Origin of the sequence: Bacillus sp. HMSC036E02 (genome assembly GCF_001836235.1) — a bacterium.
GTDB lineage: Bacteria > Bacillota > Bacilli > Bacillales > Bacillaceae_G > Bacillus_A > Bacillus_A cereus.
Map to the genome: position 1 here is coordinate 415800 of NZ_KV827854.1, position 13343 is coordinate 429142.

Consider the following 13343-nt stretch of genomic DNA (forward strand, 5'->3'; position numbering starts at 1 on the left):
TTTATTTTTCGAGAACACTCATATTCAAATTATAAGCTTTCTCAATATTTAACTTGTACGTCCCATTTCCAGTTTTAATCGAATTTTTATACCAATGTTCTTGGTTGTTTAATTCTGGATGTTCTTCTGAAGAAGTATTTTCGTTTTTCGTTAAATCTTCTACTTGTTCCCAAGGTGTACTTCCATGTGTTTCTTTTTGATTCGTTACTGCTGTTAAAGATACATCACTTTCTTTTGCAAGATGGACAGACACTCTTGAGCTTTCCTGTACAAACCAATTATTTTGTAATTGACCTGGATAAAGAGATAGTTCGTTATTTGAAGCACGGATTTCCACATTTTTATTTTGCGGAAGAACAAGCGTTGGTTTCACCTGTGGTGCTGAATTAAATAATGTATGCTGAACAGGTAAAGATTTTAAAGTGATATACATCGTTTCTCCAGCCGTTTGAACTGAAAGGAAATCATCTCGTTTTAAATTGAGTTTTTCATTTGCTTTCGTTGTCATTTCATAAGTTCCCAAAAGATGAATTTGATTTGTATTATTTCCCTCTATCGTTAGAGGCTGATGTCCTGCATCTACTACGATTTTTTTGATAGATTCAGGTATATCAAATTGTCCGTCTGGAATATTACTCGTTTGCCTCGTTGTGTTAATAGAGTGACGAACTTCTTCTAGTAATCCAGTTGATAATAAACAGTAAAAAGCAATTCCGACGCTTCCTAAAACGCCGATAAAGAAAATACTAAAAATATCATATTTAATAAATGATTGTTCCTTCTTAGAAAATAGAAGGTATAGTAAAACTTCGGCTCCAAGTATGATGAGTAAAACTGGCCACCATGCAGTTAGTGTATCTAATACTTGAATTCCTTTTACGACTGAAAATAGTAAAAAGCATCCTAACGATATAATAGAAAGCCCCATTGAGAATGTTCCAACACGCCAAGTCCTCATTCGCTTGTCCCACCTTTGTTTTCTTTATTTCCAAGTAACAATTTAAAGCCGCCGCCAATTAAAAGGAGCGCAACGATAGATGTTTGGAAATAGCGATAATATAGTTCACTAAGATGAATATTAAATATAGTTACAAAATAATCATTCAAAATAGGAAGGACTGTTTGATTTAATAAATAATAACCACCGAGTGTAATTAATCCGATACCGATCCATCTTTGATGATTGATAAAATAATCAATGATAGGCTCGTCATTTACACGTTCTTTTCCATACTTTGCAGTTTGCTGTAAAGCGTCAAAGAAGCTATAGAACCAAATGATTGGTACTAAAAATAAAAACGCAGAAAGTCTTAATAAGTCGAGTAAATAAATAGATAGTAAGAAGGCTGCCATAAGCTGAAGACCACGGCGTTGTAAGCCTAAATACATATGACCTGCTCCAGGGAACATCGCTAAAATAGAAGCAAATGTTTTACTTTTCTTTCCCTGCTCTCGATGTTCTTCAAAATCTTCGAAAATAGTACGGTCAATTAATTGCTCGCCACGTTCTTTTTTCTGTAGTTGCTGAACAACGTCAAAGAAATTATAAATCCATAAAACAGGTAACGTAATAAGGAAGATAAGAAAACTTTCTTGCGATGTTAAAAGTGCAACGAAAATGATCATACTTCCGATTCCTGTGCAAGCTACTAAAAATGTAAGTCCGCGTTGCATAAGTCCTAATTGGAAATGGCCAAGTCCAGGGATGATGGATAAGAGAATGATATAAAATCGTTCGCTCTCTTTAGAGGAATTTATCACTTCTCCAGCTTCTTGCTTTTTCGTTTGGTTTATAATGGTGATAACTAAATCTAGTAAGTTAATTACCCATAGAACAGCTAGTAAAAATAGAGAAAGAAAAGCAATATCACGTTCTCTTACTACTATGGTACAAAATACTGCAAAGGAGAATAGAAATAGTGATCCTCCGCTATATAAAATAAACCGTCCTAGCTTTTTTAAGTATAAATGTCCAAGCCCAGGAATTAGCCCTAATACAAGTGCTAAAAAGGGATTTTTATTCATGCTTTGAACCTCCGTCCTTTTTCGATGTGTCTACCGATTTGTTTACAATTTGTTGTGAAATAGAAGACTCGTTATGTTTTGAAGATTTCTCTAAATTTGATGTCGCTGTAAAAATATACTGAAATAAACCACTTACCATAAAAATAATTGTAGCCGCAGTCGCAATTATGTAATGAATGATCGTGCGCTTTAGTGAGGTTGTTTTTATATTTTCATTAGACTGTAGTGTTTCAAAATTAATTTGCGTCATAACTTCGTTCGTAAATGAATCATCATTTATCATTGGAAGGTTTTCATGTTGTTCATCAATACTTTCCATATAAAGTGCTAAACAATAATCACATTCATAAAGATGTTCTTCCATAGATTCACGTTCATTGCTTTCTATAAAATCTAATGTATAATTGCGCCAATCTTCTTTTGAATAATGCATCATAGAAACTCTTCCTCCTTCCAATGTTTTTTAATCCATTTTCGTGCTCGATACAGTTTCATTTCGACTGTTTTTACTTCGATGTTTTCCTGTAAAGCAATTTCTTGATAGCTCTTTTCTTCTAAGTAATGTGCGAGAACAACGTCACGGTAATTTTCGGGAAGTTCTCGCAGTTTTTGAGCAATGAGTAATTTTTGCTCTTTCGTCAATAATAAAGCCTCAATATTATGAGAGGACTGTATATTTTCCTCAGCTTCTTTACATAAGGAGAGTTCTTCACTTTCTCTAGCTTTCTTTCTCTTATAATCAATAGCGTGATTGGTGGCAATACGTGCCATCCACGTTTTTAATCCGCGAAATTGATAATTTGGGAGAGAGGTGTGAATTTTTACGAATACTTCTTGTGTAACATCTTTCGCATCTTCTTCATGTCTTAAAATAGAAAAGATAACTTGAAAAATATAATGACGATATGTTTGTACAAGGATACGAAAAGCATGCTCGCTTCCTTGCTGTGCTTTTTCAATTAATTGTTTTTCCTCAATCGGTCTCTCCCTCCTTTTTGACGCATTCTATTATATAGACGTAAAGAATGATAAGTCACCCTACACATTTTGTAAAAAAAGAATAATATATTTTTTGCGGGAGAGCTAGATGAAAAAAGGTGTGAAAAAATGGTAAAGAGAAGTATATAATGAGCAAGTAGGAAATGTTACACGGAGAAAGGATGTGAATGTTAGTAGGGAAAGGTCCATACTAACAAACATGAAAATTAAAATATTAATAGCAGATGATAACTCTTTTATTAGAGAAGGCATGAAAATTATTTTAAATACATACGAAGAGTTTGAAGTAGTAGATACTGTAAATGATGGGGAAGAAGCTGTAGCGTATTGTAAAAAGCATGAAGTTGATATTGCTCTTTTAGATGTTCGTATGCCAAATATGAACGGGGTAGAGGCGACGAAGTTCATTTGTGAAGAGACGAAAACAAAACCGCTTATTTTAACGACGTTTGATGATGATGAATATATTTTGGATGCAGTAAAAAACGGAGCGAAAGGTTATTTATTAAAAAATAACGATCCGGAGCGTATTCGTGATGCGATAAAAGGAGTATATAACGGTCAAACTGTTATGCAAGATGTTGTCCTCGATAAAATTAAGTCTAATTTAATGGAAAGTAAGGAGGAAGAATGTAAAATTGATAAGAGCCTTTTCACAGAAAGGGAGCTTAGTATTATCGCATTAATTGCAAAAGGTTTCTCAAATAAAGAAATTTCGAAACAGCTTTTTATATCTGAGGGAACAATTGCAAATTATATTACGTCAGTTTTAGGGAAAACTGGACTTGAACATCGCACACAAATTGCGATTTATTACTTAACAGGGAAAGTAGATTAATGATATGGAATTTTGGTTAACTGTAAGTAAATTAATTGTCTTTTTATATATTGTGTTCAGTTATATTTACGCAAATATAGCAAATTTACCGTGGGTTATATTTACTTTACTTATTTACCTCTCTGTAAACGTAATGATTTCTATATTTAAAAAAGATACGTATAAAAAAATATTAATCTGTATGTCCATTGGCGTAGTTATGTTATTTACATGGAGGGTTCATCCATTTTTTATTTTGTTTTTACCTTTGAACTTATACGAAATTACATTCTATTACATAGAAAAGAATTGGCCACGCTTTGTCGTTATGATGCTCCCAATTACGATTGCAGATGAAAGTATTCGAATGACTTATGGATTAATTGTTGCATTTTCTTTTCTCGTTTTAACTATTGCAGATCGATATATATCGCGTGTAGTAAAGCTTGAATCGCAAAATGATAAGATGCGAAAAGATATGCAACGACTTACGAAAAGCTTACATGAAAATAAAGAGTACATAAGACAATCTGAATACACATTTAAGCTAGAAGAGAGAAATCGGTTATCGCAAGAAATTCATGATAAAATTGGTCACTCGATGACGGGTGCGCTTATTCAAATGGAAGCAGTAAAAAGGTTAATGGAAATAGATAAAGAAAAATCTGCGGAGTTATTACAAAATGCAATTCACATTTCAAAAGATGGAATTGAAAGTATTCGCATTACATTAAAAAATATGAAGCCACCAACTGAGCAAATTGGTATTCATCGTATGAAATTATTCATAGAGGAATTTGCCGGTAAGAATGATGTGAATATTCCTTTCGTATATAAAGGGAACTTAGATATGATTTCTCCCATTCAGTGGAAAATTATCGGTGAGAATGTTACAGAAGCACTAACAAATGCAATGAAATATGCTGATGCTACAGTTATTTCTATAGATATTCATGTGCTTAACAAGATGGTTAAGGTGCAAGTGAAGGATAACGGAAAAGGGGCAGCTCTTGTTAAAAAAGGTCTCGGTATTATGGGGATGGAGGAGCGAACAGCTTCAGTAAACGGAAAAATTATTGTAGATGGAACAAGTGGCTTTTCAGTGACGATGTTGTTGCCGATATAAGAGAATGGGACGAAGATGAACCATCTCATATGAAAAAAGTGAATATTCTCATGTGAAAAGAATGAACTTCTGCACTGAGCAGGTTCATTCTTTTTGTTTATACTAAAAGCAGAGAAACCGAAATAGGGGTGAAAATGATGAATACATTAGAAATTAAAAATTTAACGAAAAAATTTGGTGATTTTATCGCAGTTGATAATATGTCTTTATCTATTAAAGAAGGAGAAATATTTGGCTTTTTAGGATCAAATGGTGCTGGTAAGAGTACAACGATAAATATGATTGCTGGTTTGTTAAGAAGTAATGAAGGTGAAATTAGCATACTAGGAAAAAATATAAAGAAACATAATCGATTTGCAAAGATGAATATTGGTATTGTTCCGCAAGATATTGCGATTTATGAAGAGTTAACTGCCTATGAAAATGTGAAATTCTTTGCTGGGTTGTACGGATTACGAGGAGCCGAATTAAAAGCTAGGGTAGAGGAAGCTCTTCAATTTGTAGGACTTAGTGATAAACAGAAAAGCTATCCGAAGAACTTTTCTGGCGGGATGAAACGAAGACTGAATATCGCTTGTGCGATTGCTCATAGACCGAAGTTAATTATTATGGATGAGCCGACAGTTGGAATTGATCCACAGTCAAGAAACTACATTTTGCAGTCAGTACGTAAATTAAATGAAATGGGAAGTACGATTATTTACACGAGCCACTACATGGAAGAAGTAGAAGAGATTTGTACGAAAATCGCAATTGTCGACCACGGTAAAGTGATTGCAGAAGGTACGAAAGAACAGTTAAAAGCGATTATTACAGATACGAAAGATATTTGGATTGAAGTGAAGTCAGTAGAAAATTTAGATGTAGAAAAGTTAAAAGAGATAAACGGTGTGAAAGCTGTTCAAATTGAAGAGAACGTAATCAAGGTAAACTCGGATGCAGGATTAAATAATTTAAATCAAATTATTCAGCATTTCATTAATCATGACATTGAAATTCGTTCGTTAGAGGAGCAGGCTCCAAACTTAGAAACAGTATTTCTTACGTTAACCGGAAGAAACTTACGAGATAAATAAAAGGTAAATGAAGAAAAGGTAAAGGGAGGTTCATCAATTGAACATCTTCAATATTGCAATTATGCATATTAAAAGAGATTTCAGAGACGTAAGAACTTTAGTTTTTATGTTAGCATTTCCGATTGTACTTATGCTTGTGTTAGGAACAGCGTTAACCAACGCATTTAATAGTGATAGTCATTCGATTAAAGATATACAAGTGCTATATAAAGATGAAGCGAGTAGCACGTTTTCTCAATCATTTGCAGCATTTACGAAAGAAGTGGATAAATCAGGTATTCATTTTAAAAAAGCTTCCGGCAGTATAGATGGGAAAGAAGAAGTGAAGAAAAATAAATATGCTGCTTATGTAGAGTTAAATAAAGATGGTGCAAAATTTTACGGAAGTGACAAAAGTAGTATTGAGGGGAGTATTGTGGAAGGAATGCTTACAACATTTGTTGATAAGTACAATGTAGCGGTCGAAGTTGCAAAAGTAGATCCTACTAAGGTGAGCACAGTTATTTCAAACGGAAATCATAATGATTATATAAAAGAAACATCCTTACAAGCTGCGAAAAAACCAGGTTCTATGGATTACTATGCGGTTGTAATGACAACGATGATTGCACTGTATGCTGCGATGGGAGCGAGTTCTTTAATTCGAGGAGAACGAATACGTAAAACAGGAGATCGTCTCATTGCTGCACCTATAAGCAAAGCTGAAATATTCATTGGAAAAGTACTTGGTAGCCTAGTAGCAAATGCCCTGTGCATATTACTCGTCATGTTATTTAGTAAATTTGTTTTTCAAGCGAATTGGGGCGACCATCTTGGAATCATATTTCTTATTTTATTAACACAAGTCTTTCTAGCAATTAGTTTCGGTTTAGGAATCGGATATATTACGAAAACAGCTGAAGCGTCCAGGGCAATTATTATGGTTGTTGTGCAATTAGCTTCTATTTTTGGAGGTGCATATTTCGTAATAGAAGAAAATTTCGTTACGAATTTATCGCCATTAACTTGGGCAAATACAGCTGTTATGAAAATTATTTATGCAAATGATGTAGGGGCAGCACTACCAGTCATTTCTTTAAACCTTGGAATTTCAGCACTCTTTTTATTAATTGCAATTATTGCATTACGTAGACGGGAGGGGCTATAGTATGAAGGATATTTTATGGCTCATACAAAAAACGTTATCTGTGCTTTTGAAAAATAAAAAAAGTTTACTCATTATAATTAGCTTGCCGATAATAGGGACGCTCATTTCCTTCTCGATATACGGAAATGCAGGGCAAGGAACGTTAAATATCGGGATTGTAAATAAAGAAAATGAGCCGATAGCAAATGATACGATAAAGTTTTTAGAAGGATTAAATCATGTGAATGTGAGTAAGGTTAAGGAGTCTCAAATAGAAGATAAACTCACTTCCAAAAAACTTGATGGAGTTATTACATTAGATTCTGGTTTTTCAAAAAGTGTTCGAGAAGGGAAACCAGAGCATATTGAAATTTCATCGATTAAAGGTGATCAAGTAACAGGATTTATAAAATCATATTTATATAATTATATTGATAATATAGCAGCTATTAGTAAAGTGGCAGGAACAGATCAAAGTGCGTTTGATAATATGTACGCAGGGTATCAAAAAGGTTCATTTAAAATGAAAACTGAGACGCTAGAAGATACTTCGAAAAATAAAGATATGACAAATCAAACGATGGGTTACCTTATTATGTTTATGCTGTTTTCAGCAGCGAACTTATCAGGTCATATTTTAAAAGAAAAAGAGAATAGAACGTACTTTAGACTATTATCAACGCCGATAGATGGGAAGAAGTTTATATTATCTAATGTCGGAGTAAATATGATAATACTAACAGTACAAATTTTGATTACAATCCTATTCCTAACGAATGTTTTTCATACGAATATCAATATGCCTTTCATAGTGATGATGGGCGTACTAATGCTATTTGCATTAATCGCAATTGGAATATCATTAGTCCTTGTAGCTTTTTCGAAAAACTCAGCATCGGCAAATGCGATGCAAAATATGATCATTGTACCAACATGCTTACTTGCTGGATGTTATTTCCCATATGACATTATGCCAAGTGCAGTACAAAAAGTAGCTAATTTTCTTCCGCAGCGCTGGTTGTTAGATACGATATCAAAACTACAGCAGGGAATACCATTCTCGGAGTTGTATTTAAACATTTTAATTTTATTCGCTTTCGCAATTGCATTCTTCTTAATTGCTATTTATAAGTTTGGAAGAAATAATGATGCGAGAAATTTTGTTTAATGTGAAAAGGTGTGGCTTAATGCCATACCTTTTTTGTTTGAAATTTAGAGTATCTTTTGTAGTATAGGAATGCTTTTGTAGAGCACTTCGTTATGTGAAGCATGCAAAACATATTTATTTCCCTCTAGAAGAAAAACGCTATGTAGAACAGCGTTACCGTCACCATGTTTTGTAAGTAAATCACCGACGACTTTGCCGTCTGTCCATTTCAGTTTGGAATGTGAAGGGACGACTTGTAAATATTGAGTTGTTTCCTCTCCATCTCCGGCAATGAGTGTCGTTTCAATATTTCTTTTTTGTATAATAAATCTATTTGTATTTAATATATCGAGGAAAGGGTTTTTCGTTTTCATCTTACTATAAGGAAGAAATGTAATAGAAGAGTCGGATTTTATAAATAAATAATTTCCGTAATCTTTACAAGGAATAACATCTTGTAATCCTGGAAAGTAAATGTGTATCGCCTCAACTTTATTCATTTTATGTAAGATGCTTAAGTAACAAATATATTGTTCCATATAAAAATGAACGATATTTATTTTAGAAGAGGCATGGATAGGGAGACTGCCTCCAGTCCAATAACTATAATTTGGTGGAGATCCAGCGTTTGGTGTGCAGAGTATTATAAGTTGATTCACATCATTTTTATATTCGTCACTTTGAACGTAAGAACGTCCAAGAAGGCCGCCCATACTATGACAAATTAAATTTAGTTTATCGCAACCTGTAATCTTTTTAGCATAAGCAATCGTTTGTAATAAATATTTTTGTGTAGAAAAAACAATACGCTGCCGCCAGTCATAAAAACAGATGAACAAGTCTTTATTTCGTTCGTAGCCCATACTTTCTAGCATCATGATGAATGGTTCGTAAACAAATGCAGAAAGTCCAAAACTCCAATTACCAGTGCCGGGAATAATAATATTGCTCATTGAACCGAAAAGACCTGGGATAAAAACAATAGGAGTTTTTCTTTTTCTCATATTCATATCTCCTTTAACTGTTTAGTATCAATAAAAATAAGAAATACATTTCGTATGAAAACATATTTAAATGAAACACTACGAAATAGTAAGGAATATGATTGGAAGGAAACCAAAATGATTAAAAAAATATTAAGAGTTACTTCTATTATTATTGCTATTTTCGTTTTTATTGTAATTTGTATGCATATCGATGTTACCTTAGGTAGGAAAATGGAAGCTGGAAAAAACATGCCGACAGAGTATGCGCCTCATTATAGTGATTTTCAATTATATGTAGAAGGGAAATCATTATATGAGCAGCTATTTGAAGATATTAAAAAAGCGAAAAGCTCTATCTACACTTATTTCTTCATTTTGTCGGATGATAAAAGTAGTCATACTTTTTTAAACTTATTAAAAGAGAAGGCAAAAGAAGGAGTAAACGTCTATTTATCAGTTGATCGCATTAATGATTTATCATTTGAAAGAAAGATGATAAATGAATTACGGGAAAGTGGTGTGCATTTTACATATAGTAGAAAACCTGCATTGCCATTCGGATTTTATTCACTTCACCATCGTAATCATCGCCGTATTACGACGATTGATGGGGATATTGGCTATACAGGCGGATTTAATATAGGAGATGAGTACTTAGGGAAAGATAAGCGATTTGGATATTGGCGTGATTATCATGTACGGCTTAAAGGAGAAGGAGCAAAAGATTTAGAACAGCAATTCGCTTTAGATTGGAAACGAGATACGAAAGAAGAGATAAAGAGGAGTACGAATAAAGCTAGTAAAGGGAATACATTACATACTATGACTAGTTACAATGGGCATTACGTTGCTGAAAAATATATAGAGCTCATAAAACAAGCTCAACACTCCATTGTAATTGCAACGCCGTATTTTATAGCAAAAAATAAAGAATCCATGAATGCTTTAATCGCAGCAAAAAAGCGTGGTGTTACAGTAAAAATACTTTGGTCATATAAACCAGATCTACCTCTTATAAAAGAAGCGGCGTATCCATACATACGTCAAGCTGTTAATAATGGGATTACTGTATATGGGTATAAAAAAGGAATGTTCCATGGCAAATTAATGCTTATTGATAATGAATTAACCGTTATTGGTACAACAAACTTTACTTCGCGTAGCTTCAATATAAATGATGAAATGAATTTTTATATTTATGGTGGTCCTATTGTAGGACAAGTTAATAAGGCGTTAACAGAGGATTTTCATGATTCGAAAGAAATGACGAAAGAGTTTTTTGAAAAGTTATCTTTTTGGGAGCGTTGTAAGGAGAAAGTGGCGGGATTGGTTGAGTTCTATTTGTGATGATGGATTAGGAAAGGGTGCCTACAAAAGGCACCCTTTTTGGTGGGAAATCATTATTTTTCATGCACCAGCATCGTAACATCATCATTAATCAACGTCCCCACATGTTCACCTAAACATATTTTTTTCATCACTCCAGGCTCATCAAAGTTAAAGACATGTGCTGGTAAATTGTAGTCCCGGGCAAGCAGTAATGCCGCTTGATCCATGACTTGTATATTTTGTCTAACGACATCATTATAGTTTAGTTTGCTGTACATTTTTGCTGATTTGTTATGCTTTGGATCACTTGTAAAAACACCATCGACACCTTGTTTTGCGACTAATATGGCATCACTATTCATTTCAATAGCCCTTTGTACACTTGGATAATCTGTTGTCACGAACGGTTGCCCGTTTCCGCCTCCAAAGATAACGATATAGCCGTTATCTAAATGGTGGACTGCACGTAAGCGAATGTATGGTTCAGCTACTGCATTAAATGGAATGGACGTCATAACGCGTACTTCTCTATTTGTTTTACTTGTTAAAACACCGCGAAGCATTAAGCTGTTAATGATTGTACCTAGTGTACCGATATTATCAGCTTCTACGCGATCAATTCCCCACTCTTCAGCTAGATGCCCCCTAAAAATGTTACCGCCACCGATGACGATGGATACTTCGATACCTAAATCAACAATGGATAAAATTTCGTTTGCGATATGTTCTAATCGTTTGGAGTTAAAGCTATTTCCAGTTTGATCGGCAAGTGCACCGCCGCTTAATTTAATTAAGACACGTTTATATGGCCTCATAACAATTCCCCCTATATAGATCGCAATAAAAAAGGAACAAAGGCGAATGCCTTTGTTCCTTTTTAAGAAAATGAAAAAGAAAAGAAGAAGATAGGACGAATTGCTTTGTATAGTTTTTCATAACATCCACTCCTTTTCATTTTGATTTGTTTTAAGTATATATCTTTTTGATTATACGAAACAATCTGATTACTTATCAAGTTTATTTTATCGTTTTTTAACAAAATGGTGTCAATGAAAAAAAGAAGAAAAATATTTGAATTTTTTGTGACGAACTTGTAGGTTTTTGTATGATTTTGTAGGTTCGCTTATAAGATGTGTGAGTAGCTTTTATAAATTCAAATTGAAAGCGTTCGCATGAAGGGGATGAACATAAATGAAAAAATTCGGATTGGCAACACAAATTTTTGTCGCGCTTGTTTTAGGGATTGTAGTAGGGGCAGTCTTTTATGGCAATAAAACGGCGATTTCTTATATCACACCAATTGGGGATATATTTATTCACTTAATTAAGATGATTGTAGTACCAATTGTTATTTCAGCATTAATTGTTGCAGTAGCTGGTGTAGGAGATATGAAGAAGCTTGGGAAACTGGGTGGTAAGACAATTCTTTATTTCGAAATTATTACGACGATTGCTATTTTAATGGGATTACTTGCAGCGAATATATTCCAACCAGGTACTGGTGTTGATATGAGTAATTTACAGCAAAGTGATATTTCTTCTTATAAACAAACTGCAGATGCAACAGAGAAGAAAGGTTTTGCTGAGACAATTGTTCACATTGTACCGAAAAACGTATTTGAATCGATTGCACAAGGTGACCTATTACCGATTATATTCTTCTCAGTATTATTCGGCTTAGGAGTTGCGGCAATTGGGGAAAAAGGAAAGCCTGTCTTTAACTTTTTTGAAGGCGTACTCGAAGCCATGTTTTGGGTTACAAATCAAGTTATGAAATTTGCACCATTTGGTGTATTCGCATTAATTGCCGTTACGGTTGCAAAATTTGGTGTAGCAACACTACTTCCGCTAGGAAAACTAGTGCTAGCTGTATACGTAACTGTTATACTATTCGTTGTGATTGTATTAGGTATTAATGCACGAATGGTTGGAGTAAACATTTTTACATTAATAAAAATTTTAAAAGAAGAATTGATTCTTTCATTTACGACAGCAAGTTCAGAAGCTGTTTTACCTAATATAATGAGAAAAATGGAAGAGTTCGGTTGTCCAAAGGCAGTTGCCTCTTTCGTAATTCCGACAGGTTATACATTTAACTTGACTGGATCGGCTATTTATCAAGCGTTAGCGGCATTGTTTGTTGCACAAATGTACGGTGTGCACATGTCACTAACGGAGCAAATAACGTTATTATTCGTTCTCATGTTAACATCCAAAGGTATGGCGGGAGTTCCAGGTGCATCGTTCGTTGTTGTATTAGCAACGTTAGGTTCAATGGGGTTACCACTAGAAGGTATCGCATTAATTGCGGGAATTGACCGCATTTTAGATATGATTCGCTCATCTGTCAATGTATTAGGAAATGCATTAGCGGCCATTGTTATGTCGAAGTGGGAAGGCGAATTCGATAATGAGAAAGCAAAACAATATGTAGAAACAGTCAAAGAAACAAAAGCAGCATAAGAAATCGTTAAGGAGTGAATAATCATGGCAACATTAACTGAAGTTAAAAATGGTGTTCGAATTGAAAAAGATTTTTTAGGTGAAAAAGAAGTACCAAACTATGCATACTACGGCGTACAAACAATGCGTGCAGTTGAAAACTTCCCAATTACAGGATACAAAATCCATGAAGGTTTAATTAAAGCGTTCGCAGTTGTAAAAAAAGCAGCAGCGCTTGCGAATACAGATGTAGGAAGATTGGAATTAAAC

The 13343-nt window shown here is 34.0% G+C and carries 13 protein-coding genes and 1 pseudogene; 8 read left to right on the forward strand and 6 right to left on the reverse strand.

Annotated elements, in window-relative coordinates; all coding sequences use genetic code 11:
- Nucleotide 1: 1 nt before the first annotated feature.
- From exsE to HMPREF2590_RS18100, 4 genes are read right to left on the reverse strand one after another with little or no spacing between them, the layout of a single operon-like run.
- Nucleotides 2-958 (reverse strand): exosporium protein ExsE, encoded by a 957-nt coding sequence (gene exsE, locus HMPREF2590_RS18085; protein WP_001261427.1) that lies wholly within the window; start codon nt 956-958, stop codon nt 2-4.
- Nucleotides 955-2025, reverse strand: a complete 1071-nt coding sequence (locus HMPREF2590_RS18090; protein WP_001039121.1) for a hypothetical protein — start codon at nt 2023-2025, stop codon at nt 955-957. The genes exsE and HMPREF2590_RS18090 overlap by 4 nt, the downstream gene beginning before the upstream one ends.
- The gene (locus tag HMPREF2590_RS18095) at nt 2018-2461 is read right to left on the reverse strand and encodes a hypothetical protein (RefSeq protein WP_000972356.1); all 444 of its coding nucleotides are present in this window, start codon (nt 2459-2461) and stop codon (nt 2018-2020) included. Before HMPREF2590_RS18095 ends, HMPREF2590_RS18090 begins: the two co-directional genes overlap by 8 nt.
- Nucleotides 2458-3003, reverse strand: a complete 546-nt coding sequence (locus tag HMPREF2590_RS18100) for an RNA polymerase sigma factor (protein ID WP_306461541.1) — start codon at nt 3001-3003, stop codon at nt 2458-2460. Before HMPREF2590_RS18100 ends, HMPREF2590_RS18095 begins: the two co-directional genes overlap by 4 nt.
- A 220-nt stretch (nt 3004-3223) precedes the next feature.
- Here HMPREF2590_RS18100 and HMPREF2590_RS18105 point away from each other — a divergent pair, with 220 nt between their 5' ends.
- The 5 genes from HMPREF2590_RS18105 (at nt 3224) to HMPREF2590_RS18125 (ending at nt 8337) form a co-directional block, all read left to right on the forward strand.
- Nucleotides 3224-3862 carry a response regulator transcription factor gene (locus HMPREF2590_RS18105; RefSeq protein ID WP_000694093.1) on the forward strand — a complete coding sequence of 213 codons (639 nt, stop codon included), beginning with the start codon at nt 3224-3226 and terminating at the stop codon, nt 3860-3862.
- A 4-nt stretch (nt 3863-3866) separates the two neighbouring features.
- The gene (locus HMPREF2590_RS18110) at nt 3867-4967 is read left to right on the forward strand and encodes a sensor histidine kinase (protein WP_000397680.1); all 1101 of its coding nucleotides are present in this window, start codon (nt 3867-3869) and stop codon (nt 4965-4967) included.
- A gap of 137 nt (nt 4968-5104) precedes the next feature.
- On the forward strand, nt 5105-6043 hold the full coding sequence (locus HMPREF2590_RS18115; protein WP_001093820.1) for an ABC transporter ATP-binding protein: 939 nt from the start codon (nt 5105-5107) through the stop codon (nt 6041-6043).
- 37 nt (nt 6044-6080) lie between these two features.
- Nucleotides 6081-7190, forward strand: a complete 1110-nt coding sequence (locus tag HMPREF2590_RS18120; RefSeq protein WP_001020150.1) for an ABC transporter permease — start codon at nt 6081-6083, stop codon at nt 7188-7190.
- A gap of 1 nt (nt 7191) precedes the next feature.
- The gene (locus tag HMPREF2590_RS18125; protein WP_050821761.1) at nt 7192-8337 is read left to right on the forward strand and encodes an ABC transporter permease; all 1146 of its coding nucleotides are present in this window, start codon (nt 7192-7194) and stop codon (nt 8335-8337) included.
- Between the two features lie 44 nt (nt 8338-8381).
- Here the strand turns inward: HMPREF2590_RS18125 and HMPREF2590_RS18130 are convergent, their stop codons facing one another.
- Complete coding sequence (locus tag HMPREF2590_RS18130; RefSeq protein WP_001231637.1) at nt 8382-9320, reverse strand: esterase/lipase family protein; 939 nt, start codon at nt 9318-9320, stop codon at nt 8382-8384.
- 117 nt (nt 9321-9437) lie between these two features.
- Here HMPREF2590_RS18130 and cls point away from each other — a divergent pair, with 117 nt between their 5' ends.
- On the forward strand, nt 9438-10649 hold the full coding sequence (cls, locus tag HMPREF2590_RS18135; protein WP_048568562.1) for a cardiolipin synthase: 1212 nt from the start codon (nt 9438-9440) through the stop codon (nt 10647-10649).
- 53 nt (nt 10650-10702) lie between these two features.
- Here the strand turns inward: cls and pyrH are convergent, their stop codons facing one another.
- Nucleotides 10703-11446: a UMP kinase gene (gene pyrH, locus HMPREF2590_RS18140; protein WP_001248059.1), complete on the reverse strand. Its 744-nt coding sequence runs from the start codon at nt 11444-11446 to the stop codon at nt 10703-10705.
- Nucleotides 11447-11822: 376 nt separating this feature from the next.
- On the opposite strand from pyrH, the gene HMPREF2590_RS18145 reads away from it, so the two are divergent.
- Entirely contained in the window at nt 11823-13094 is a 1272-nt protein-coding gene (locus tag HMPREF2590_RS18145; protein ID WP_000713291.1) for a cation:dicarboxylate symporter family transporter, read from the forward strand.
- Nucleotides 13095-13118: 24 nt separating this feature from the next.
- Nucleotides 13119-13343: pseudogene (locus tag HMPREF2590_RS18150) on the forward strand (lyase family protein); the annotation flags it as partial.

What these genes read in the sequence shown, in the direction of transcription:
- exsE (WP_001261427.1), bottom strand. Translation starts at nt 958, where the DNA reads ATGAGGACTTGGCGTGTTGGAACATTCTCAATGGGGCTTTCTATTATA.
- HMPREF2590_RS18090 (WP_001039121.1), bottom strand. Translation starts at nt 2,025, where the DNA reads ATGAATAAAAATCCCTTTTTAGCACTTGTATTAGGGCTAATTCCTGGG.
- HMPREF2590_RS18095 (WP_000972356.1), bottom strand. Translation starts at nt 2,461, where the DNA reads ATGATGCATTATTCAAAAGAAGATTGGCGCAATTATACATTAGATTTT.
- HMPREF2590_RS18105 (WP_000694093.1), top strand. Translation starts at nt 3,224, where the DNA reads ATGAAAATTAAAATATTAATAGCAGATGATAACTCTTTTATTAGAGAA.
- HMPREF2590_RS18110 (WP_000397680.1), top strand. Translation starts at nt 3,867, where the DNA reads ATGGAATTTTGGTTAACTGTAAGTAAATTAATTGTCTTTTTATATATT.
- HMPREF2590_RS18115 (WP_001093820.1), top strand. Translation starts at nt 5,105, where the DNA reads ATGAATACATTAGAAATTAAAAATTTAACGAAAAAATTTGGTGATTTT.
- HMPREF2590_RS18125 (WP_050821761.1), top strand. Translation starts at nt 7,192, where the DNA reads ATGAAGGATATTTTATGGCTCATACAAAAAACGTTATCTGTGCTTTTG.
- HMPREF2590_RS18130 (WP_001231637.1), bottom strand. Translation starts at nt 9,320, where the DNA reads ATGAGAAAAAGAAAAACTCCTATTGTTTTTATCCCAGGTCTTTTCGGT.
- cls (WP_048568562.1), top strand. Translation starts at nt 9,438, where the DNA reads ATGATTAAAAAAATATTAAGAGTTACTTCTATTATTATTGCTATTTTC.
- pyrH (WP_001248059.1), bottom strand. Translation starts at nt 11,446, where the DNA reads ATGAGGCCATATAAACGTGTCTTAATTAAATTAAGCGGCGGTGCACTT.
- HMPREF2590_RS18145 (WP_000713291.1), top strand. Translation starts at nt 11,823, where the DNA reads ATGAAAAAATTCGGATTGGCAACACAAATTTTTGTCGCGCTTGTTTTA.